18 protein-coding genes are annotated in these 24,570 nt (G+C 38.5%); 12 read left to right on the plus strand and 6 right to left on the minus strand.

Annotated features, from left to right (window positions below):
- The first annotated feature begins 110 nt into the window (after positions 1-110).
- Positions 111-2,246: a S9 family peptidase gene (locus tag MM214_RS04000; protein WP_241292270.1), complete on the plus strand. Its 2,136-nt coding sequence runs from the start codon at positions 111-113 to the stop codon at positions 2,244-2,246.
- 284 nt (positions 2,247-2,530) lie between these two features.
- Here the strand turns inward: MM214_RS04000 and MM214_RS04005 are convergent, their stop codons facing one another.
- Together MM214_RS04005 and MM214_RS04010 are read right to left on the minus strand one after the other, a co-directional pair.
- On the minus strand, positions 2,531-4,438 hold the full coding sequence (locus MM214_RS04005) for a PspC domain-containing protein (protein WP_241292273.1): 1,908 nt from the start codon (positions 4,436-4,438) through the stop codon (positions 2,531-2,533).
- A gap of 3 nt (positions 4,439-4,441) precedes the next feature.
- Positions 4,442-4,771, minus strand: a complete 330-nt coding sequence (locus MM214_RS04010) for a PadR family transcriptional regulator (protein ID WP_241292276.1) — start codon at positions 4,769-4,771, stop codon at positions 4,442-4,444.
- Positions 4,772-5,175: 404 nt separating this feature from the next.
- Here MM214_RS04010 and MM214_RS04015 point away from each other — a divergent pair, with 404 nt between their 5' ends.
- From MM214_RS04015 to MM214_RS04025, 3 genes are all read left to right on the plus strand, one after another.
- Positions 5,176-6,291 (plus strand): putative type IX sorting system protein PorV2, encoded by a 1,116-nt coding sequence (locus MM214_RS04015; protein WP_376856711.1) that lies wholly within the window; start codon positions 5,176-5,178, stop codon positions 6,289-6,291.
- Positions 6,292-6,344: 53 nt separating this feature from the next.
- Complete coding sequence (gene porU2, locus MM214_RS04020; RefSeq protein ID WP_241292279.1) at positions 6,345-11,318, plus strand: putative type IX secretion system sortase PorU2; 4,974 nt, start codon at positions 6,345-6,347, stop codon at positions 11,316-11,318.
- 374 nt (positions 11,319-11,692) lie between these two features.
- Positions 11,693-11,920, plus strand: coding sequence for a hypothetical protein (locus MM214_RS04025; protein ID WP_241292282.1), 228 nt, complete (start codon positions 11,693-11,695; stop codon positions 11,918-11,920).
- 100 nt (positions 11,921-12,020) lie between these two features.
- Here the strand turns inward: MM214_RS04025 and MM214_RS04030 are convergent, their stop codons facing one another.
- The 4 genes from MM214_RS04030 to MM214_RS04045 form a co-directional block, all read right to left on the minus strand.
- Positions 12,021-13,559 carry a YifB family Mg chelatase-like AAA ATPase gene (locus tag MM214_RS04030; protein ID WP_241292285.1) on the minus strand — a complete coding sequence of 513 codons (1,539 nt, stop codon included), beginning with the start codon at positions 13,557-13,559 and terminating at the stop codon, positions 12,021-12,023.
- An 81-nt stretch (positions 13,560-13,640) separates the two neighbouring features.
- On the minus strand, positions 13,641-14,006 hold the full coding sequence (locus MM214_RS04035; protein WP_241292288.1) for a hypothetical protein: 366 nt from the start codon (positions 14,004-14,006) through the stop codon (positions 13,641-13,643).
- Between the two features lie 37 nt (positions 14,007-14,043).
- Positions 14,044-15,876, minus strand: coding sequence for an ABC transporter ATP-binding protein (locus MM214_RS04040; RefSeq protein WP_241292290.1), 1,833 nt, complete (start codon positions 15,874-15,876; stop codon positions 14,044-14,046).
- Between the two features lie 63 nt (positions 15,877-15,939).
- Complete coding sequence (locus MM214_RS04045; RefSeq protein WP_241292292.1) at positions 15,940-17,625, minus strand: hypothetical protein; 1,686 nt, start codon at positions 17,623-17,625, stop codon at positions 15,940-15,942.
- Positions 17,626-17,834: 209 nt separating this feature from the next.
- On the opposite strand from MM214_RS04045, the gene MM214_RS04050 reads away from it, so the two are divergent.
- The 8 genes from MM214_RS04050 (at position 17,835) to MM214_RS04085 (ending at position 24,528) form a co-directional block, all read left to right on the plus strand.
- Positions 17,835-18,080, plus strand: coding sequence for a type B 50S ribosomal protein L31 (locus MM214_RS04050; RefSeq protein WP_241292294.1), 246 nt, complete (start codon positions 17,835-17,837; stop codon positions 18,078-18,080).
- 75 nt (positions 18,081-18,155) lie between these two features.
- Positions 18,156-19,355 (plus strand): GlmU family protein, encoded by a 1,200-nt coding sequence (locus tag MM214_RS04055; protein WP_241292296.1) that lies wholly within the window; start codon positions 18,156-18,158, stop codon positions 19,353-19,355.
- 9 nt (positions 19,356-19,364) lie between these two features.
- Positions 19,365-20,501 (plus strand): DNA polymerase III subunit, encoded by a 1,137-nt coding sequence (locus tag MM214_RS04060; protein ID WP_241292298.1) that lies wholly within the window; start codon positions 19,365-19,367, stop codon positions 20,499-20,501.
- A gap of 3 nt (positions 20,502-20,504) precedes the next feature.
- Entirely contained in the window at positions 20,505-20,939 is a 435-nt protein-coding gene (locus MM214_RS04065; protein ID WP_241292300.1) for an ATP-dependent zinc protease family protein, read from the plus strand.
- A complete protein-coding gene (gene rimK / locus MM214_RS04070; RefSeq protein ID WP_241292302.1) occupies positions 20,936-21,844 on the plus strand; it encodes a 30S ribosomal protein S6--L-glutamate ligase in 909 nt (302 codons plus the stop codon). Before MM214_RS04065 ends, rimK begins: the two co-directional genes overlap by 4 nt.
- A complete protein-coding gene (gene hemC, locus MM214_RS04075) occupies positions 21,844-22,779 on the plus strand; it encodes a hydroxymethylbilane synthase (RefSeq protein WP_241292306.1) in 936 nt (311 codons plus the stop codon). Before rimK ends, hemC begins: the two co-directional genes overlap by 1 nt.
- Positions 22,779-23,609, plus strand: a complete 831-nt coding sequence (locus tag MM214_RS04080; RefSeq protein WP_241292308.1) for a peptidylprolyl isomerase — start codon at positions 22,779-22,781, stop codon at positions 23,607-23,609. The genes hemC and MM214_RS04080 overlap by 1 nt, the downstream gene beginning before the upstream one ends.
- Positions 23,590-24,528, plus strand: a complete 939-nt coding sequence (locus tag MM214_RS04085; RefSeq protein WP_241292311.1) for an SDR family oxidoreductase — start codon at positions 23,590-23,592, stop codon at positions 24,526-24,528. The genes MM214_RS04080 and MM214_RS04085 overlap by 20 nt, the downstream gene beginning before the upstream one ends.
- Positions 24,529-24,570 lie beyond the last annotated feature (42 nt).

Genomic DNA, 24,570 nt, shown 5'->3' on the forward strand with positions numbered 1-24,570 from the left:
GTTACTGAGATCTTTGCGGATATACATTTTTCAATAGAAAAGCTACAAGATATATTTCATTATTTGAGCTGAAGTTAGTGTATCTTTGTACGTTGTTAATATTTTATCCTATGATAAAAAATATCCCAAACCCTTTAATTATTTGTATAGGAATGAGTATCTCGTGTTCCCAGCAAAATGCTGAATTTACCTACCCAGAAGTTCATCCCCCTGTGGCAGAAGTAAAACCATTTGAAATCACATCGAAACACGGTCATGTGAGAGTTGATAATTACTATTGGCTCAATGACCGTGAAGACAAAGATGTAATAGCTTATCTTGAAGCTGAAAATGCCTACATGGATACGATGCTGGCACATACCAAAGAGTTTCAAGAGACCATTTTCAAGGAAATCAGAAATAGAATCAAAGAAGATGATTCTTCAGTTCCTTATCAGCTTGGAGATTATTTTTACTATAGTAGATATGTTGAAGGGGGAGAATATCCAATTTATGCTAGAAAGAAAGGCAGCTTAGATGCAGATGAAGAAGTGATCATGGATGGAAATGAACTTGGAAAGGGCAAATCTTTTCTAAATTTCTTTACTTCGGTGAGCTTAGATCACAACCTAGCGGCTATCATCATGGATACTCAAGGCAGAAATTTTTATAATGTAATCATCAAGGATCTACGCACTGGTGAGATTCTACCAGACAAGGTAGAAAATATCAGGAGTAGTGCTGTATGGTCTCCAGACCACAAGTCTTTCTATTATGCTGTGCCTGACCCAGTAACTTTGAGGAATTATCAAATCAAAAAACACACTTTGGGACAAGATGCATCCAAGGACGAATTGATATATGAGGAAAAAGATCAGACCCTAAATTGTGGTGTCGGAATAACTAAGTCAAAGGAGTATATAATCATAGGATCAGGAAGGACAGATGCTTCGTATGCCCTTTATATAGACGCCAAAAATCCAGCAAAACCAAAACCCATCATACCGATCGAAGACAATGTTCAATATGATGTGGATCATGTTGGGGGTGATGAATTCTACATTTATACCAACAAAGATGCTGTGAACTATCGATTAGTGAAAGCTAAAATAGGTTCATCAAACTCGAAGGACTGGATCGATGTAATTGAAAATAGACCTGATATCTTTCTAGAGCAAGTTGATTATTTCAAAGAATTTTTGGCTATACAAGAGACATACCAAGGACTCGCAAAGATCAGAATCATGAGACTGGATGATCAATCTTCGCATGAGATCAAGTTTGAAGAGCCTGCATATGCTGCTGGATTGGGTTACAATCCTGCATTTGAAACAAATATAGTGAGGTACGCTTACACTTCTATGACGACTCCAAGTTCGGTGTACGATTACAATATGAAGACAACGTCAAGTGAATTGAGAAAAGAGCAACCTGTCCTTGGTGATTTTGATAAAAGTAATTATCAAACAGAGCGAGTAATGGTGACAGCTAGAGATGGTAAAAAAGTGCCTATGTCAATTGTCTACAGAAAAGATAAATTCAAAAAGGATGGAACTTCTGCTGGATGGGTATATGCATACGGGTCTTATGGGTATTCTATGGACGCTTCTTTCAGCACATCAAGGCTGAGTCTACTTGATAGGGGATTGGTGTATGCCATTGCTCATATCAGAGGAGGTCAAGAAATGGGGGGAGATTGGTATGAAGATGGGAAAATGTTGAATAAGAAAAACACATTTTATGATTTTATAGATTGTTCAAAATGGCTTCAGGATAATGGATATGTAGCCAAAGATAAATTATTTGCTTCTGGAGGAAGTGCTGGTGGTTTACTGATGGGTGCCATACTCAATATGGCGCCTGAGCTGTATAAAGGTGTGATAGCTGATGTGGCCTTCGTAGATGTGGTGACCACAATGATGGATGAATCCATTCCTTTGACCACTTTTGAGTGGCTAGAGTGGGGCAATCCTAATATTCAAAAAGAATATGAATACATGCTTTCCTATTCACCATACGACAATGTAGAAGCCAAAGACTATCCGCATATTTTAGCTACTACTGGTTTGCATGATTCTCAAGTTCAATATTGGGAACCTGCAAAATGGGTCGCAAAACTCCGGACACTGAAGACAGATAAAAATAATCTTTTTCTATATACCAATATGGATGCTGGGCATGGCGGAGCAAGCGGAAGATTTGAAAGTCTTAAAGAAGTAGCTCGAGATTATGCATTTGTGTTTGATATTTTGGGAATTAGAGAATGATAAAAATATCAATTCGAGAATTGATAAAAGTGATAATTCTTTGAATTGTACAATTTTCATTAGAATAAAGGTGAAAAACTTTCAAAAAATACCCTGATCAGGGTATTTTTTGAAAGTTTTTTTTTCCTACCTTTGTGCCGGGTGATTAAGCAATTTTTCTTTGGCGAATGCCAAACTTTAGAACTTCGAAGGGCTATATTTTTTAGCCCTTCTTTATTTTTCCACCCTCAGTTTGAATCCATTTTCTTCCTAATCCTTATTGAGAGTTGTGCAAATTTGAAAAATTACCTAGTCAATTGCGGGAATTTAGCTCTAGACAAGGAATCTACCTTGCTCTGCTTATGCTCAGAACTACAGTTCAGGCAAAGCAACCCGTCTTGATTGAAAACCCAATAATGCTTAGAATTGATGTCTCTAATTTTATAGCCATTCTTGGTGAGTGTGTTGCGGATCACTGGAATGGTAGTTTTATCAAGAATAAATACCTGATCATAAGGTATTTCCAAAATCAAGTCAAGCTCTTGAACTCTGAATTTCTCAAGTTTGGAATAGTCAAGTGACCTATCTAGAATCAATAAGCTGTCTTGTAATTGGTAATTGTAAGGGATCTCTTGTGCATTTGTTTTTGCATCATTATAGCTTTTTCCCCTAGATCTTAATTCTTTGATCAATGTGATGATTCCAGTGTCTTTTCCAGTAATTTGAAGCTTGATTTGATTGCTCAGGCTCATTTTATCACTATTCTCTTCAGTGGATATGACCAAAATGTTATGCCCAAATTCGATTTCATCTGACTGAGAAATTGAGGCCTCTGCTTTGAATTCTTTGACAACGCCAGGTGCTTGAAAAGCTGCCGCTCCCACGCACAATAGCCAAATACCTAAGGCTATCAATCCAGACCTTCCATCAATCACACTTCTTTTTACCCATACGCTAATAGCCAATATAATTAGCACTAGACCAGGTATCAGGACGATGAGGGCTGTGATGATGGCCAACCACTCAGGCATCAATTCATTGATCCATTGTGTAGGAATCTTAACACCATCAAAGAGGATTGTATCGCTCGTAGGAATTACATTAAAATAAACTGATATCGCTGCTATGGGAGTGATGGCTATAGATATACCTATCACAAATATCAATAGTCCAAACAATACCCTGAGTATAGATAACAACACCAGTCCAAGGGGCCCCAAAGCCTTACCCAGGCCATTGATGATTACTCCAATGAGTCTAAAAGGTGCTAAGATTATTTTTTTGAAGGTACTTTCTTCTTTTGACACAATCGGATTAAGATTTTCCAAAATAGTAGATTCTATATTGTCTAAAGTTATGGCTCCACCTTTCATTTGAATTCTTTCTGTGATAGATTTGGCCATAGGAGTGATGATCCATAAGATCAGGTATATTACCAATCCTGACCCTCCTGCAAATATCAGAGCTATGAAAATCAATCTAGCCCAAAGTACTTCTATTCCAAAATAAGCTGCTAGTCCACTGGCTACACCTCCAAGCGTCCTATCATCTGGGTTTCTGTACAACTTCTTGATTTGCTTCTGATCTGGATCTTCAAAAGAAACAGGTAGCAAGACCCAAAGGACTACATAAGCTATCAAAGCAAATAATCCCAAAGAAAGACTGAAATTTAGATTCCAAGGAAATCCTTCAAAGCTTGTACCTCCTAATTTTAAATTCCCACTGAAAAGCAAAAGAATAGCAATAAGTCTAGTCCACAAGGGGTCTATAGAAAAGTAGTGAGCTATACCTGCGCATACACCACCCAATATTTTCCCTTTTTCCATTCTCATGAGCTTTTTATAGCCAGTTGCATTGGGATCATTTGGGGGAGTGATGTATTTGTAGAAATCATTCTCCTTGCTAGATTCTTCAGCTTTTGGAGTTTCCAAGTTCTCTTGCTCTTCTTCTATCGCTTTAAAATCAGAAATTGTACCCATTTTTTCAATAAGCTTACTTACATCATCGGCGGTGATGACTTGTTTATTATTTTTTAGCTTACTAAGGAAGATTTCTGCTATCCTATTTTCAATATCTGAAATGATCTCTTGGTTATCTTCATAATGGGAGAAATGTTTATTGATTGCCTCAAGATATTTTTTGAGAGAGGCATAGCCATCTTCTTCGATATGAAATAAGATGCCGCTGATATTTATACTTATGGTCTTCTTCATGATTTAATGCTTTGTGGTGATAAACTGGATAGAATGTACTAAGCTTTCCCAAGTCTGATCTAAGGTAGCTAGGAATGCTTTTCCGTCTTCTGTAATTGTATAATACTTTCTTGGTGGGCCAGATTCAGATTCGATCCATTTATATGTGGCAAGTCCTGATTTCTTTAGCCGATTAAGAAGTGGATACAAGGTGCCTTCTACCACTATCATCTGTGCCTCTGTAAGCTCATCAATCATGTCTGAAGCATATACTTCACCCCTGGATATGATGTGTAAGATGCAAAATTCCAAGAGGCCTTTCCGCATTTGAATTTGGGTGTTTGATGCATTCATATATTCAGTAGTTTTTACTTTTTTCCTCTCCAGAATTTATGATGGTTTTTCCACTTTCTGGATTTGTTCATGCCATTCAGAAAAGAAAAACTATACCAAAGTTAAAAACGCTACCTTGCATTACCAGTTTCTAGGCATTACTGTATCAGAAAAAAAATCATAAATTTTTGAAAATATTTGAAATTTTAAAAAGAAGGCATCTTTTACTTGCTTAGGTGGTGAAATGGATTTTTTTGCTAGTATTCGTCAAGTTATATCTTAGCAAAATGATGTGTAATTTGATCGTACAATAAAGTGACCGATTTCGAACATATTTAATGGAAAATCTTGATGTTGAATTTTTTGGATGAAATTAAAAACTGTGAATTTTATGATTACTTTGCACATATGATTTAGACTTTTACATGAATTGTATAAAATATTTGGTAGCTCTTACGACAATATTGGGATTGGTTCGAATCAGTTCTGCTCAGTCTTTCGTGCCCAAATATTCCAATGAGTTCATGAATATCGGCATCGGTGCGAGGGGTTTAGCAATGGGAGGAGCTCAGGTATCAGCTGTCAAAGATGTGACTGCTGTTTATTGGAATCCAGCAGGTCTTATAGGTGTAAAGCATGAATACGAATTCTCCTTGATGCATGCTGAGTATTTTGCAGGCATTGCAAAGTACGATTATGCAGGCTTTACTACCAATATTGAAGAAGACAATCAAATAGCCATTTCTCTGATCAGGTTTGGAGTGGATGATATTCCCGATACGCGGTTCTTATATGATGCCAATGGAGCACTAAATTATAACAACATTCAGTTTTTTAATGCGGCTGATTATGCTCTTTTGTTATCTTTCGCTAGGGATGTATCAGATGTTTTCAAATTTGGAATCAATACCAAGATCATTCATAGGAATGTTGGTAAATTTGCCCATGCATGGGGATTTGGACTAGACCTGGGAGGCTTGGTTTTATTAGATGAGTGGAGAGTAGGAGTGATGCTTAGGGATGTGACTTCCACCTTCAATGCTTGGTCTCACAATGCTGAGATGGTCAGAGAGGTATATGCCCAAACTGATAATGAAGTCCCAATCAATTCAATTGAGTTGACTTTACCTAGAGCTATTTTTAGTGTCACAAGAGACTTTGAAATTACTGACGATATCAGGGTTCAAGGAGTGTTAGATTTGGACTTCACTTTTGATGGCAGAAGGAATACCATTTTCGGAACAAACTTGGTAAGCATAGACCCAAGATTAGGCATAGAAGCAGCCTATAGAAGCTTGTTTTTTGTAAGATTAGGCGGTAATAATATTCAAAGAGTGGTGGATTTTGATGCTTCTCAATCTCTAGTTTGGAGACCTAGCTTCGGTCTAGGGGTTCTTCTAAGTGAAAGATTTATGATAGACTATGCCCTGTCTGATATAGGAAGTGTGTCCCAGACTCCTTATTCCCATATTTTCAGTGTGAAAGTAAGTCTCCATACATTCGATGAGAAGTTCAGGTTAAATAAGGGTTGGAAATATTGATGATGAAAAGGTTCTCTCTGATCTTGCTTTTGTTTTTTGAAGTCTGCCTCGTAATGGGACAAACTAACTGGATAGACTATGGACAAACCTACTATAGAATTCCCACAGTAGAGGATGGCTTGCATAGATTATCATTTACTACACTTTCTGCTTCCGGTATTGCCCCAAGCACTATAGATCCTAGAAATATAAGAATCTTTCATAGAGGAGAAGAAGTAGCGATTCATATAGAAGGTGAGCAGGATGGACGTTTTGATCAGCATGATTTCATTACATTTTTTGGAAAAAGAAATGATGGTACATTGGATGCCAAACTCTATACAGATCCTTCCCACGTAGGGAACACATTGTACAATACCCACAATGATACTACTGCCTATTTTTTGACAATTTCTCCAAGTATACGTGGCAAGAGAATGTTGACTAATGCTATAGCAGATGCCAATTCGGTAAGACTTGATAGCTATCACTCTGAGAGCACTCAGATTTTCTCTGATCAGTATAATCTATCCTTCTCGTATTTTCCGGGAACTAGACTTTCTGAATTCGAGGAAGGACAAGGCTGGATGTCTGCACCAGTCGTCAAAGGTACTCCTAGAAATATCACTTTTTCTAACTTAGGAACTGTTCCTGATGGAATGAATGCCACCCTGCACATGGGATTGACAGGAAGGTCCGAAACACCTCACAGCACTATACTTCGAGCTGGAGCCAACGCCAGTTCTTTACGCATCATAGGAACATACACTTATCAAAACTATCAGGCCATCCATATCGAAGCCTCTTTACAGTCTTCTGATTTCAATTCTGATGGTAGCATAGTGGTTCAGCTTCAGTCAAACGGTTCCACAAATACGGATAATACATCAATCGCTTATGCGAAACTTACTTTCCCCAAGCAGCTTGTCAATAGAGATATCAATAAGGAATGGATCATTACTCAGGGTCAAGAAGGAGTATTGGAATGGTCTGGATTGGTTTCAAATTATGTAGCTCACGACCTTACTGATCCCAACAACCCCATCAAAATTCCACTTGTACCAAGTGAGAGAAGGATACGTATGAAAGTTGGAGAAGCAGGAGAAGTAAGGAGAGTTTTGATGGAGAACACCCAAAATATCAGAGATATCAATGTGATGAGGCCCGTGAGATTTAGGAACTTTTTGACGCAAGCAGCTGATTTCATCATCGTAACTCATCCAGTTCTTAGAAGACCTTCAGCGAGTTATGGAGACCCTGTTTTGGCTTACGCAGCCCATAGAGCGTCCGCATTGGGAGGCGGCTATGATACCTTGGTGATCAATATTGATGAGCTTTATGATCAATTTTCATATGGAGAAAAAACTCCTTTGGCGATATATGAATTTTTGAGAGCATATTACCCAATTCATAAGCCAGATAACCTACTCTTGATGGGAAGATCTAATGGGATCTTTAGCACAGCTAGAGAGAACAATATCAATCAATTTTATAGAAAAAGACCTTCAATTTTTCAATTTCAAGACCTTATACCTCCAGCTGGATATCCATATGCAGACAATAATTTTTCAATAGGACTAGATCCTGCACACCCTCATGTTTCTGCTGTAGCGGTGGGTAGAATCCCTGCCAGAAATTCCGACCAAGTGGCTGCTTATTTAGAAAAAATAAAAGAAAAGGATGCGCTTGGTGCATCAGAACCATGGCAGAAAGAAATAATTCATCTAAGTGGAGGTGTAAGTGCTTTTGAATTGGAAAGGTTTTTTAACTTTCTCAATGGGTTCAAAACCATCGCTGAAGGACCATATCTGGGGGCCAATGTGACAACATTTAGAAAACGTTCTAATTCTACTGTAGAACTTATAGATGTATCAGGAGACGTAAATAAAGGTTTGAGTTTGATTACTTTTTTTGGACATGGAGCTCCTACTGTCCTCGATATAGAAATCGGATTTGCTTCTGATCCAACTATGGCTTTTAATAACAGAGGAAAATACCCCATGCTACTTCTCAATGGCTGTGATGCTGGAAATGCTTTTGGAAATGCTTATACTTTTGGAGAAGATTGGGTACTTACGCCTAGTAAAGGTGCCACAAATTTTATGGCTCATGCTAATATTGGCGTTGATATTTATCTTCGAAGATACAGTGAATCTTTCTATACCACTGCATTTGCAGATTCTTCTATGATTCATCAGCCCATTGGGAAGATCAGAATGGAGACAGAAAAATTGTTTTATAGTAGATTTGGAACATCAGAAGTCAATCGATCACATGCGGAACAGTTGGTGATGCTCGGAGATCCAGCAGTGAGGATGTTTCCCGCAAATAAGCCAGACTATGCGCTTCAAGCAGATGAGGTGATTTTGGATAGTTTTGAAAATGAGCCTTTCAACGCTCTGGCCGATTCTTTAAGGTTATCTACTGTAGTTAGAAACTTAGGAAGGGTGGATTTTGATTCGATTATACTCTCAGTGACCAGACGGCTTCCAGATGGAAGCTTGATAACTTATCCAAGTAGAAAAATAGCACCAATCAGTAGAAAAGATACAATTCATTTTATCATACCCAATACTGGATTGGCGGCATTTGGAGATAATTTATTCAGCATAGAGCTCAATAGAAATCGAGATGTGGCAGAAATGACTTATGCTAACAACTCAATTTCGGTATCCAAATTCATCCCTATGAGTGGTACCATGAACTTGTTGCCATTTAATTTTGGTATAGTAAATAATAGTAAGGTAGAGCTGATTGCTCAGATCCCTGGAAAAGCAGTAGAAGAAAGGACTGTGATCATTCAGCTAGATACAGCGGCTGATTTCAGTTCGGCAAGGAGGAGAGAGCAGCGTGTGACTACATCTAGCATCACCACATGGGAAGTGGATCTCTTTGGAAATATAGCCGCTAGAGATTCCGTGACATTCTATTGGAGGTCAAGATTTCTCAATCCTCGAGCAGGAGAAAGTGATGAATGGGTTCAGTCTAGCTTCTCATATATTCAAGCAGGTCCAGAAGGATGGACACAGCGGACACTTCCACAATTAGAATCCAATGGATTGGTAAATCTTGAGGTAGATCGCTCCAGAAAAATTTGGAAATATGAAGATACAAAACTCAATTTCGGGGTTTTTACTTTTGGAGTAGATGCTGATAGTCTTACTTTCAGAAACACACAATTTTATCTTGAGGGAGTGCCTCAAATCATCGATAATGCATTGAATGCCAATAGTAGACTTTGTCCAAATGGATCATTGGGTTTGGTAGCCTTTGAAAAAAGGTCGCTAACGCCATACTTGGTAATTCCTATTCCAGGGTTTGATATTTTGGATGGTAGGTCCTGTGGGAGAGTCCCGCAGGTAATACAGAGTATACGTAACTCATGGCTATCCGATCCTAATCAAAACATACTCAGGGAATACATAGACGGTTTGGCTGAGGGGGATTATGTAACCATTTTTTCTGTAGGATCAGTGAATTACGAGCAATGGCAGGAAGTGGTTTTTGAAAAGTTGAAAGAGGTAGGTGCTAATGAAGCACTGCTGAGAAATCTCAAAAATGGTGAACCTTACATTTTGCATGGCCGAAAAGGAATGAGACCAGGGGAAGCGGTAGAAATCGTAGGGAAAAAAGATATCGAAGTTTCACCCGACCAGCAGATTATTGAGTTTGAAAGTGATGTGGTTGGATATTTTACTTCTGGAAGTATTATCACACCAAGGATCGGCCCATCAGCAGATTGGAAGCGGTTTTTCAAAGATGTGAAGACTAGAGATTGGATAGATGAGGAAAAGACTGTATTCGATGTGATCGGAGTGAGGGATAATGGCGAGGAAACTATTCTATTTCAAAATGTAAGAGAAAATCAATTAGACTTATCGTCTGTGAATACTACGCAGTTCCCTTATCTCCGATTGAGGTATGCCATGAATGATGAGCTATCTACAGCACCAGCTCAATTGAACAGGTGGCAGGTCAATTATACTGGAGTTCCTGAAGGTGTGTTGATATTCAATGGCAGAGAACAAAAGCTGAATCTACAAGAGGGACAAGATGCAGTGTTGAATTTTGAATTTGCGAATGTATCCAAATATGACTTTTTAGATTCTCTTTTGGTACAAGTTAATCTCTATAATTCAACGACCAGAAATACAGAAGAAAGAGTCTTCAAAATTCCCCCAGTGAAATCTGGAGAAAGTCATGCGTTTGCATTGGACTTCGAATCTGCGGGTAGAGGCGGAAGTATCAGCATTGAGGTAAATGTCAACCCAAGGATCATCATGGAGCAGACTTTTAGAAACAATCTAATAGATCTGCCTGACTATATTCAAGTCACTCCAGACAATACCAATGCGATCCTAGATGTGAGTTTTGATGGTACTTATATCATGGATGGAGATATCGTGTCGCCTACAGTTTTGATCAATACTTTGTTGAGAAATGAAAAGACTCTTTTACTCAAGAAAGACACACTTGGGATAGAATTATTCTTGAAAAAGCAGTGCGATGGATGTCAATTTGAAAGAGTAAATTTCTCCAGTCCAAAGGTGAACTGGACAGCAGCAACAGAGAATTCCAGTTTCAGCATTGGGCTGTTGCCAGGGCCATTGGAGGATGGAATCTACACTTTCAGGGTGGTCACGGAGGAGCTAGGTGTTGACAAGCCCTTTGAGGTAAGTTTTGAAGTGATCAATGAATCTACCATCACCAATTTTTACCCATATCCTAACCCATTCAGTACTAGTACCCGCTTTGTATTTACAGTGACTGGGTCGGAAGTCCCAGATCAGATCAAAATCCAGATCATGACCGTGACAGGTAGGGTAGTACGGGAGATCCTCCAAGATGAATTAGGAAACATCCGAATTGGGAATAATATCACAGATTTTGCTTGGGATGGAAGAGATGAATTTGGAGATCAGCTAGCCAATGGCGTATATATCTATAGGGTTTTGGTGAGAAAAGAGGGGCAATTTATTGAGCCAAGAGCTACAGCGGGTGATAGAGGATTCAAACAAGGATACGGTAAGATGTATTTGCTGAGGTAATTATTTGCTCTCAAAATTATTAACTTCCTGCTCATTTTTTCAAATTTGATATTTAACCTTTTATTGATATTAACCAATAGTAACTGATCTTACCCATGGATTGATATCATTAGCTAAGAAGCGGGCAATCAAATTAACCTCGATGCATTTCCGCATAGATAGTAGCCAACAGATTTATAATGATACATTACAGTTTTTCATTCTCCCCTGTTTCCAATGATACATTTGATTCTTGGATCTTAGATTTGTTTGCTTGGGTTTGTATCATTGCTAGATGACTAGTTAAGCTTATTTAGTTTAATTTCAAATTATTGTGTTACAGCACTTTTGGTAAGGTTTTTCGTATATTTAATACAAACTAATCACACAAAAAAATGGAAAAAACATGCTCAAATTGTAATCACTGGCAGCCAGAAGCGCCAGTTGTTGCTAAAAAGGAAAATTATGGAGAGTGTAATAAATTAAGCCACATTGATTCTAAAATGGATCCAGACTATATCATTCCAGTTTTGAACAATGGCAAGCCACTAAATGCGGATGCAAAGGCGGTAGAGTTTATTACTGGTGCTAACTTCGGTTGCAATCAGTTTGCTGAAGCTTAAAATGCTCAATCAAATTGCAAAAGCCTCTAATATTTCTGGGATATTAGAGGCTTTTTTTATGCAGTCATGATAAAAGAGGAATTTATGTAGACCATGAATACTATCCTGCCCAACCTTCTCTATCTAAGCTTCTGTATTGAATAGCCTCTGCCAAATGTTCTACTTTTATGTTTTCGCTATTTGCTAAGTCTGCGATTGTTCTTGCTACTTTCAATATCCTGTCATATGCTCTTGCTGAAAGTCCTAATCTTTCCATGGCCGTTTTGAGCAATGATTTCCCTGCTTCATTGATCTGACACATTTCTTTGACCATATGAGATGGCATCATGGCATTACAGTAGATTTCAGGAAATTTTTCAAACCGTTCAAATTGAAGTTTTCTACCAATGATCACTCGATCTCTAATCGAATCACTCGATTCGGCTTTTCTAGTAGAAGTCATCTCGTCAAACTTGACAGGCGTCACTTCTACATGGAGATCAATTCTATCTAGCAGAGGACCAGATACCTTATTTAGGTAGCGTTGTACTACTCCTGGTCCACAGACACATTCTTTTTCTGGATGGTTGTAATAGCCACAAGGACATGGATTCATACTAGCTATGAGCATAAAGTTAGCAGGATAATCTACAGATACTTTTGCCCTAGAGATAGTTACTTTTCGCTCTTCAAGCGGCTGTCTCATCACTTCTAGCACTGTTCTTTTGAACTCTGGTAACTCATCCAAAAACAAGACGCCATTGTGCGATAGGGAAATTTCTCCAGGCTGTGGGTTTCCTCCACCACCTACCAAGGCTACATCCGAAATGGTATGATGTGGACTTCTGAAAGGTCTCTGTGCGATTAAGGATGCATTTTTGCCAAGCTTACCTGCTACAGAATGTATCTTGGTCGTTTCCAAAGCCTCTTGAAGAGACAGGGGTGGTAAAATGGAAGGGAGTCGCTTAGCAAGCATAGTCTTTCCTGCACCTGGAGGCCCTATCATGATTACATTATGACCACCCGTGGCAGCGATCTCCATAGCGCGCTTGATGTTTTCTTGACCTTGTACATCTGCAAAATCGAACTCATATTTGGCTAAGGAATTATAAAAAATATCTCTTGTATCAGTGATCAGTGGCTCTATTTCCAACTCACCTTCCAAAAACCTGATGGCTTCATCGACATGAGATACCCCAATGATGTCTAAGCTATTGACTATCGATGCTTCGGCAGCATTTTCGAGTGGTAGGATAAATCCCTTAAATCCTTTTTTACGAGCTTCGATAGCGATGGGTAATACACCTTTTACAGGTCTCAGCTGACCGTCAAGAGCAAGTTCACCCATGATCACATATTGATCTAAAGTGGGGAAAATGACTTGCTCCGAGGCTTTTAATATTCCCATAGCAATCGGAAGATCGTAAGACGAGCCTTCTTTTCTAATGTCTGCTGGCGCGAGATTTACTACTACTTTTTGTCTGGGCATTCTATAGCCATAGTATTTCAGAGCAGACTCTACCCGCTGTTGACTTTCTTTGACTGCGCTATCTGGGAGTCCGACCATGAAGAAGTTCGTTCCCTGACCCACATTTACCTCAATGGTGATCAGCTTTGCATCTACACCTGATACAGCACTTCCAAAAGTTTTTGCTACCATGATTCTTATTTGAAATTCAATAAAAAAGGAAATCTAAAAGATTTCCTAATGTAATGATTTTTGTACTAAAAAGCTGAATTCTTATTTGAAATTCTGCCTTGGTTTGATTACGGAATTATCCTTTTCCTCTTCTTTAGGTTCAATCCTTTGCTCAAAGCTCTTGAGTTTGATACTCTGTTCCAAGTCATACATTCTGGCTTTTAGCTCTTTTTTCTCTAGTTCCTTTTTTGCTAGATCACTTCTTAAGTTTCTAGCTACGAGTGAGGATGTGCCCCAAGCGCATAAGAATAGGATAAGACCGACTAGCAAAAACGTGACTACGGTCCCAGATTGTAGCGTTTCCATTCCAAATAAGCTCTTTGTGCTTTCGAAGCTTAAGAAAAACACCAAGCTAACTGCAAAAAACAATGCAACTAGCAATTGCATGATACTATTAAATTTACTCATCTGATTCGTTTTTTAATTGTTTGGGTCGTTAAATATACTAAACTGTCTGCATTGAGGAAAGTTTCTTGTAAATACCTTCTTGCTCAATCAGCTCTTGGTGAGTACCTCTTTGTACAATTTTACCTTTCTGAACCACTAAAATCAAGTCTGCATGTTGAATCGTGCTAAGTCTATGTGCAATTACCAAAGTCGTTCTATTGGCCATGAGTTTGGTCAATGCTTCTTGTACCAAGTGTTCCGACTCTGAATCCAAGGCAGAGGTAGCCTCATCCAAGATAAGAATTGGAGGATTTTTTAGCACTGCTCTTGCGATGCTTAGGCGCTGACGTTGTCCCCCGGATAGCTTCATGCCCCGCTCACCTATTGAAGTCTGGTATCCTTTTTCTAATCCAACGATAAATTCATGAGCATTTGCAATTTTTGCAGCTTCAATTACCGCTTCCTCCGAGGTGTTTTCAAGTCCAAAGGCTATATTGTTGAACACTGTGTCATTGAATAATATTGACTCTTGGGTGACAATGCCCATCAAACTTCTTAGCTCTAGAAGGCGGAATTCGTGCAATGGAACCCCATCTAAGAGTATCTGTCCCTGGCTCGGGTCATAGAATCTAGGTACAAGATCTGCTATGGTAGATTTCCCTCCACCTGACTGACCTACCAGGGCTATTGTTTTACCTTTTTCAAGACTGAAGCTAATATCCTTGAGGACTAATTCTTTTTGATAACGGAAGCTGACTTTGTCGAAGGTTACTTCTTTTTCGAAGCCGGTTACAGGTTTTGGATGTGTTGGATTCTTAATCTTACTAGGTGTATCTACTACCTTGAAGATCCGCTCAGCGGAAGCTAATCCTCTTTGAATCACGCTTGCAGCTCTTGAGATCTCTTTGGCAGGGTTCAGTACTTGAGTGAATATGATGATATAGGTGATGAAATCACTTGCGCTCAAATCAGAATTATTACTCAAAACCAAGCTGCCCCCATAAATCAAAATTCCAGCTACTACCGATACACCCATAAATTGTGAAATGGGTGATGCTAATTCATTCTTTTTGGCCATAGATATATTGACCTCGGAATAGTAGTCTGTCTCTTCGTCAAATTTTCCATTGACGTATTTCTGAGCACCAAATGCCTTAATTACCCTCATACCTCCGATGGTTTCATCCAAAATGTTCACGATTCTACCTAATGATTCTTGACTTTCAACTGCCGTCTTTTTCAATCTTTTGGTAATCCCTCCTATGATTGCGCCTGAAATTGGGATGATCAGAATCGTGAAAAGGGTCAATTTGACAGACATAAAAAATAGAACAGCAAAGTACAAAATGATAGTGGCAGGTTCTCTAAATACTACACGAAGAGATTGAACAATACTATTTTCAACTTCTTGGATATCGTTTGTCATTTTGGACATGAGGTCACCTTTTCTTTCACTCGAAAAATAACCAATATGCATTTCAGTAACATGACTGAAGATGTCCATCCTCATTTTTTTGATGATCTCTGCTCTGACTCTTGCTAGAACTACACCTGATAGGTAGGCGAAAAGGTTAGAAAGAAAAACGGAGATAACTATTATGATACATACATAAAGTAATGTGCCGAATTTCCCGTAAGTTTCAGCTACTTGATTGAAATAGAAATTGAATAGCTGTAAAAAATAATCTATCGTAAACGAAAATTCTGGTACTTCTTGTGTTGTGACATATTGACTTGCATCCCCTTGTTCAAATATGACATCAAATAAGGGCTTCAATAAAGTGAAATTTAGTAAGCTAAAAATGATCGCTAATAGGGTATAGAAAATGTAAATTGGAATAAATCTCCCATAAGGTTTGGCATAGGAGAGTATTCTGAAATAAGTTTGCATTTGGTTATATTATATTTTGAGGACGCAAGTTAGTCAAATTTAAAATGCCTCCTTCATTACATATTAATAATTGAATTCTTGCCTCACGATATTTAATCGTATTCCGAATTGTGAAAATGATTGAATTTCTGGAGAGTCAATGTTTTGTGCAGTTTTTCTTCTAAGTGTTTGACTGAAATCAAGGAACAAATTGTGCTTTAGCATATAGCTTAGATTTACATTGCCCATCAAAACATTATTGGAAATACCTTGGCCTATAGTGTGACCAAAAAGTCCCATTCCTGTATTTGTCACTAACCTGTTCTTAAGTAAATCACCACCATAATTCGTCAGTTCGTCTGGGTCAGTTCCGAAGTTTTGATATATACCTGTAGCATGGATAAATACTTTTGGGGCTGGTTGATATCTGATAATGCCTATCCATTCTCTGAAATTTGCTCCCAATGGATGTGCAAGCGGAGTGCGGTAATTATTGAATGCTTGGTATTCGAATTTCTCTTGATACGTATATGGTCTCGCTTGGTTGTACTCAAGCTGTAAATCTAAGTTCGCTATTTTGAACAGGTTGATGTATTTATAACCTAGTTGAATTGCATGCTTGTTACGACTTGAGTTTTTTCCATCAATTCCGAAGAATTCATTAAAAACGAATTCATCTAAGGCAAATTGTCCATACAACTGCATGCCAGGAGTAAAGTTCCATTTTCCATCAAATCCCAACATCACTTTGTCTGGAGTGCCAAGCTGATGCTCTATCCATCTGTAAAAAATTACTGGATTTAAGTAATTCAAATCAAATTGATTAGCCATCACTGATTCAAAAACTCCAACGTTAAGCTTTTTGCCCAAATTGATGCCTAGTCTATGGTGACTAAACCACTTCTGAGGGTATCGCCCGTCGGTCGGTCTTTGCCTATTGTAGATCACATCGGCAGTCATTTGAGACCACAAGTTGGTCAAGTTAAACTTCCATATTTTTGTATTTAGCTTGAAGAAAACATAGGGATTGGAAAAGTCTGACAAAATCATCGAGCGATATCCTTCACCAACAAAGTTTCTGTCATGTCCAAACTGCGCTTGAATGTGTTTGCTTACATTGAAGCTTATGTGCCCCATGGCAGAGAAGTAACCGTAGCCTTCATTCCCATATTCTTTCCAAAAACCCTCACCAGGGACTGCTCCATTGGCTATAGCATATTCCTTTACCCAGGAAGGGAAGACCGTTTGAGTCGTGGAGAGATAGGTGTAGAATCCAATTTTCTGATCTATAGATCCACGTAATTCAATGCCCCTTGTATTACGAAATCTAAAATCATCTTCTCCAGACTCCTTGCCTGCTGATAGGTATATGACAGGATTGATATGTATATCAAAATTTTCGTCTCGGTAATGATACAAGTCCGCTTGCCTTCGATAGAGATTTTTGAATATGGGATTTCTCGAGCTTTCTGTATTATCCAAATTTTGTTCCCAGCTATCATTCAGTAGATAATTAGTATTAAATTGATCTGATGCAGATTGCATAATCCTCGCAGAGTCACTAGCGTATTTATTCACCAACGCTGAGATTTGATCTCTTCTGTAAGGTTTGACAGTCGTGTGAAACTCACTGTAGCTGATACCATCAATGATTTCATACCGCTCTATGAGGTGATAGTAATCTCTGTTGAACGGAGCGTAGGCAGCTTGAGCAAATAATTTCGCATGGGATAGGGCGAAAAAAGTGATGAGCAAATAAAGGTTTTTCATGAGGTGATTTTCTTTTCAAGAATCGTAAATCTATAAAAAGTAGTGTGAATTCAGATGCTTTAGATTCCAATTGAGTATATTTGTAAAAATAAATTTCAGAATAAAGCAAAGTTTTTGATAAAATCAAGAAATAGATTTGGAAGGTTTTTTAAAAAAGGATAACTTTGTGCCTCATTTGAAAAAAGCGATACAAGATAAATAATAATACAATGAAAAAAGATATTCATCCAAACTACAGAGATGTCGTATTCTATGATACCTCTAGCGAATATAAATTCTTGACGAAGTCAACTATCGAAACCAACGAAACAATCGAGTGGGAAGATGGAAAGCAATACCCAGTATTCAAAATAGAAGTAAGTTCAAATTCTCATCCTTTCTACACAGGTAAGAAAATGTTGTTGGATACTGCTGGTAGAGTTGAGAAGTTCAACAAAAGATACGCGAAGAAGTAATTTACAATACTTCAATAATTGTTTTAAAAAGTCTCTGGGGAGTTGTATTCCGAGAGACTTTTTTATTTTTGTGTCATGGACAATTTGATTTTATTTGATGACCCTGCTATCAGAGGTTCATTATTGCCTTTTACATTTACAAGGCCAGTAGCTGCTATCAGGGTTGGGATCATGACTATTTCCGAAAAATGGGAAAAAATCACAAATTCTACCATCGGCTATTTTACACAAGATTACTTAGCTTCAAAATATCCGCACGACTCACAGCCCTCGATCATGGTGAATGGTTCCTTGTGCCCCAATCAAGAGCTTTGGGATACAATTTCCAGGCTAGAGCCTTCTCAAGCGTTGTGGGCTGGGAATTTGTTGATAGCGACTCATTGTGAATCTCCAGCCTCTTTCACCATAGAATGGGCAAAAAGCAAAGAGTCTCTTTCTTTCTCGGGAGAGGTGAGATCGATCCAAAAGATCTGGAATATTTTTGAATTTAATTCTTCAGAGATCAAAGCAGATTTCTCAAGAATAACTTCTGGTAGAACTTCAATCGGGATAGAAGATAAGCATACCGTAATTTATGGTGAAGATCAAATATTTGTAGAACCTGGAGCCAAAATCAAAGCAGCAGTTCTCAATGCTGAAAATGGCCCTATTTATATTGGTCGAAATTCAGAAATCCAAGAGGGAGCTTTGATAAGAGGGCCATTTGCACTATGTGAAGGATCCACGGTCAATATGGGGGCAAAAATGCGTGGAGATACTACTATAGGCCCTCACTCCAAAGTAGGTGGAGAGGTCTCCAACTCGGTGATATTTGGGTACAGTAATAAAGGACATGATGGATTCATGGGAAATTCTGTATTAGGAGAATGGTGTAACTTAGGTGCCGATACCAATACTTCCAATCTAAAAAACAATTACGCTGACGTCAAGGTATGGGATTATACCAAAGGAGGTTTTTCCAATACTGGTTTGCAATTTTGTGGCCTGATGATGGGAGATCACTCCAAGTCTGGGATCAATACCATGTTCAATACTGGAACTGTCATAGGCGTAGGTGCAAATGTCTTCGGTGATGGGTATCCGAGAAATTTCGTACCATCATTCTCTTGGGGAGGAGCAGCGGGATTTAGTACTTTTCAATTGAGAAAATTCGAAGAGGTAGCGATAGCGGTGATGGGAAGAAGAAATAAAGAATACAATAACATAGAAAAGGATATCATTCAGAGGGTATTTGAGCTTACCAAGCATTACCGAATTTGGGACAAATCGATTTAATCTACCACTATGCTATTTTCTTCGATACCAGGACTTGATGAAGTCAAAGAAAAAATCATTAATGCAGTGAAGAGTAATCACCTCGCACATGCTTTACTCTTTCATGGGCCCGAGGGCTCAGCGAATCTTCAGATGGCTCTTGCATTATCGACATATTTGCACTGTCAGAATCCTGGAGAGACTGATGCCTGTGGTACATGTCCATCTTGTCAAAAGATGGCCAAACTGGTGCATCCAGATATGAACTTTGTCATGCCAGCACCCGGAGATGAGAAGGAAGATGATGAAAAAAAGAAAAAGGTCGATTTTGTAGCTTCATTTAGAGATTTTGCCATCAATCAGCCTTTTGGAAATATTTCGGATTGGATTTATTTCAATGAAATTGATAAGAAACAGCTTAATATTTCAAAAGGCTCGGCTCGTAATATCATGCGAACCATATCTCTTAAGTCTTTTGAGGGAGGATATAAAATCATGATGATATGGGGTGTAGAGTATATGAATACCGCTGCTGCCAATGCACTGCTCAAAGTTTTGGAAGAGCCACCTGAAAAAACATTGTTTTTATTACTTACATCCCAACCAGAGCAGCTTCTCACTACGATTCTCTCACGAACCCAAAAGGTAATGGTGAGGGCATTTTCCGATGAGGAAATCAAGGATCATCTCGTGTCTGAAGGAATGTGCTCCAAGGAAGCTGCTGAGCAAATTGCTCCTTTGGCAGATGGAAGTATGCGAGAAGCGTTTCGTATGATAGATCAAGTACAAGACGAAAATACGCTTCAAGTTAGAGACTGGTATAGAGATTGCTTTAGCCTTAGTATAAGTAAGCTTTTGTCTAGAGCGGATGATTTTTCCAAAAAAGATAAAGAAGCTCAAAAATCTTTCTTACTTACAGGAATGAATGTACTTCGGGAAGTCATGCTCAGTAAGTCCCAACTTGTCTCTTTGATGAGAAGTGGTGCTGAGGAAAGAGATTTCATAGAAAAGTTAGGCGTACATGTACTAGACGCTGAGAAAATCCAAGACATGTATCATCAGCTGAATTCCTCGCATTACCATTTGGAAAGAAATGCAAGTTCAAAAATTTTATTCACAGATTTGTCATTCCAATTGGCGAGGATCCTAAGAAGAAAAACGAATTAATTCATGGAAAAGAAGATTATTGGCAGAAAAGAAAAGATTGATCTGCCAACTTGGGGATTGAAGAATCTATCTGCCAAGGTAGATACAGGTGCTTACACAAGTTCAATTCATTGTCAATATGCAGAAGAAAGGGAAGTAGAGGGAGTTATGACTCTATTTTATAAGGTACTATCTCCAAGTCATAAGAGGTACAAGGATATAACCTATTCAACTACATCTTACACTCAAAAAAAAGTTAAAAATTCCTTTGGCCAAGCGGAAGTACGGTATAAAATTACTACAAAAGTCTGTATGTTTGGTGAAGAGTTTGAAGCTGAATTTACTTTAACAGACAGGTCAAAAATGAGAAATGCAATTCTTATTGGGCGGAAAATGGTTCAAGGCAAGTTTTTAGTAGATGTCTCAGCAATAAACCTGTCACAAAAATCAAAAAAATGAAAATCGCAATATTATCAAGGAACTCTCAGCTGTATTCCACAAAGAGATTGAACGAAGCTATTTTGGCAGCTGGTCATGAATCTATGATCGTAGATCATTCTCTTTGTGATATTATCATAGAGCAGGAAGGCCCTTCCATAATTTATAAAGGAGAGAAATTGATTGGTGTAGATGCTATCATTCCTAGGATAGGTGCTTCAGTGACTTTTTATGGTACTGCGGTGGTACGTCAGTTCGAATTGATGGGCGCATTTTCTGCTGTAGAGTCACAGGCAATAGTAAGAAGTAGGGATAAATTACGATCACTTCAGATTTTATCGAAAGCAGGCTTAGGTATGCCCAAGACCGCCTTTACAAATTTTTCAAAAGGTGGTGAAAAGACCTTAATTGAGCAAGTGGGAGGAGCTCCATTGATTATTAAGCTATTGGAAGGAACTCAGGGTCTAGGGGTAGTTTTGGCAGAGACAAAGAAAGCTGGACAGTCTGTTATTGAGGCTTTTCATGGTTTGAAGGCAAGAATAATCGTCCAAGAATTTATCAAAGAAGCCAAAGGAGCAGATATCAGGGCATTTATTGTAAATGGTAAGGTAGTGGGCGCAATGAAGCGACAAGGAGCTGAGGGTGAGTTTAGATCAAACTTGCACAGAGGAGGAAAAGCCACTGTTATCCGATTGAGTAGGGCTGAAAAACAAGCAGCTTTAGGAGCAGCTCGTGCACTTGGTCTAGATATTGCTGGGGTGGATATGCTCCAATCGGCAAGAGGTCCCCTGATCTTAGAAGTAAACAGTTCCCCAGGTTTGGAAGGAATAGAAAAAGCTACAGGTGTCAATATTGCAGGAGAAATAGTGAAGTTCATAGAAGAATCAGTCAATAAAAAGACGACTAAAAGGAAAATTAGAGAATAATGCAGACCGTAAAAATTGGTACTAGGGGCAGTAAGCTTGCTCTCTGGCAAGCATACCATGTTGCTGATTTACTAGAAAAAAATGGTATAGCCTCAGAGATAATTATCATAGAAACAAAAGGTGATAAGATTCTTGACGTATCTATTGCAAAGATTGGAAGCAAGGGTGTTTTTACTGAAGAGCTTGAAGATCAGCTAGCTTCAGGAGTGATAGATATTGCCGTACATAGCGCCAAGGACATGCAATCTTCACTTCCTGATGGTTTTGACTTGATTGCTTTTACAGAGCGAGAAAAAGTGAACGATATCATCTTGAGTCACTTAGAGGATATTGATTATACAGATACAAGCAAACCACTGATATTAGGGACATCTTCTACCAGGAGAGTTGCTACTTTAAAGCATTTCTATCCACATATCAAAACAGTGGAAGTGCGTGGGAATCTCCAGACCAGAATATCAAAAATGGAATCTGGAGTATGTGATGCCTTACTTTTGGCCTATGCAGGTGCGCACAGAATGGGCTATGATAGCATGATCCGAGCAGAATTGTCTCTTGATGAGTTTACTCCAGCAGTGGGTCAAGGTTCTGTGGCCATAGAAGCAGCATCAACTTTAGATAAAGCTTTGAAAGCCAAAATTGTGGAAGCTACACATCACAAGACGACGGGCTATCGACTTCTGGCTGAGCGAGCATATTTGAGAGTGCTTGAAGGAGGATGTAGCATACCGGTTTTTGCACTTGCAGATTGTAAAGAAGAGATGCTTACAATCAAAGGGGGTATAGTGTCTCTAGATGGATCAGAGAGAATCATCCATGAAGTGACAGGAAATGTAAAAGATGCAGAATTGCTTGGTTTCAAACTAGCTGACAAAGTATTACAGTCTGGTGGAGATAGGATTTTGAAGTCAATCAAAAACGCTTTGAATAAATAATGAAAACTATTCATATTATTGCTGTATTGGCCCTTTTGATGATGGGCTGCTCTGTGGAGAAGGACTATTTGATCAAAATCGAAACTAGGCACGGAGAAATGTATGCGGTATTGTTTGACGATACACCAAAGCATAAGAAAAATTTCATTGAACTAGCTGAAAAGGGTAGGTTTGATTCTACTGAGTTTCATAGGGTGATAGAAAATTTCATGATTCAGGGTGGCGATGTATTTGCCAAAGAAGGCTTGCCTAGAGATCAATGGTATACAATTCCTGCTGAAATTTCATCCAATAGAATGCATGCGAAAGGTATGATTGCAGCTGCAAGAATGGGAGATAACGTGAATCCAGAAAAGGCATCCAGTGGTTCACAGTTTTATATTGTACAAGGCAAAGTCTATGACAGGGATGAGTTGACCACAGACATGAGACAGCTTGGTGCCCGATTCAATCAATATTTACAGTTGGGTAGTAACAAAGAGCTGAAAGAAAAGTATACTCAACTATACAATGAGGGATCATTTGATCTAATGAATAAGATGCTGCTTGAGCACAAGGAGAAGTTAGAAGATTTTTACAACATTATACTTGGTAAAGAGATCAAAAAGGATCGTGTAGAGGCCTACAGTACTATAGGTGGTGTTCCTCACTTGGATGATGAGTACACAGTTTTTGGTCAATTGATCAAAGGTCTTGATGTGATGGAGCAGATTGCTAAAGAAAAGACGGGATCTCAAGACAAGCCATTGGAAACAGTCTACATGAAAGTGACAGTTTCCCAAATGACCAAGAAAAAAATCACCAAGGACTATGGATATTCATATGAGTAAAGTGAAGAAGAAGATCCTTATAACAGGTGCAAATGGACTACTAGGACAAAAGTTGGTAGATCTAATTTCTAAAGATGAAAACTATGACCTGATTCCAAGTGGTCTAGGTAAAAGTAGATTTCCAACGAGTTGGCAAATTGATAACTGGGTGACATTGGATATTTGCAAAGAAGATCAAGTGATGGATACTTTTGAAAAGCTAAGGCCTGACTTCGTGATACATACGGCAGCTATGACCAAGGTAGATCAATGCGAAGATCACAAAGAGAAGTGTAGAGAGCTAAACATTCATGCTGTTCAAAACTTGGTGGATGCCTGTTCCAAATACAAAACACATTTGATTCATTTGTCAACAGATTTTATTTTTGATGGTCAAAATGGGCCATATCATGAGGATGATAAAGCCAATCCTGTCAACTTCTATGGATGGACAAAACTAGAAGCTGAAAACATAATTTTGAAATCGAGCATTGATGCTGCTATCGTAAGAACTGTGCTAGTCTACGGAATAGCCAATGACATGAGTAGATCAAACATTATTTTGTGGGTAAAAGACTCGCTAGAAAAAGGAAAACACATCCAACTTGTCAATGATCAAGTCCGTACGCCAACATTAGCCGAAGATTTGGCTTTAGGATGTTTCCTTATCGTTAAGCACAATGCAAAGGGTGTCTACAATATTTCGGGAAAGGATGTACTTACACCGTACCAAATGGCCTTGGCAACAGCTGATTTTTTTCAATTGGATAAAACCTTGATCTTAGAGTCAAATTCTACCAAATTTCAGCAAAAAGCAAAAAGGCCTATGAAAACTGGATTTTTTATTGATAAAGCTGTGAAAGACTTAGGGTATAATCCCAAAAGTTTTATGGATGGAATTGGTATTTTGGCAAAACAAATTAAATTAGCCGATTCTTAACATTACAATAATTTATCAATCAACAACAAATTAATTAAACAG

Source organism: Belliella kenyensis (genome assembly GCF_022549675.1).
Taxonomy (GTDB): domain Bacteria; phylum Bacteroidota; class Bacteroidia; order Cytophagales; family Cyclobacteriaceae; genus Belliella; species Belliella kenyensis.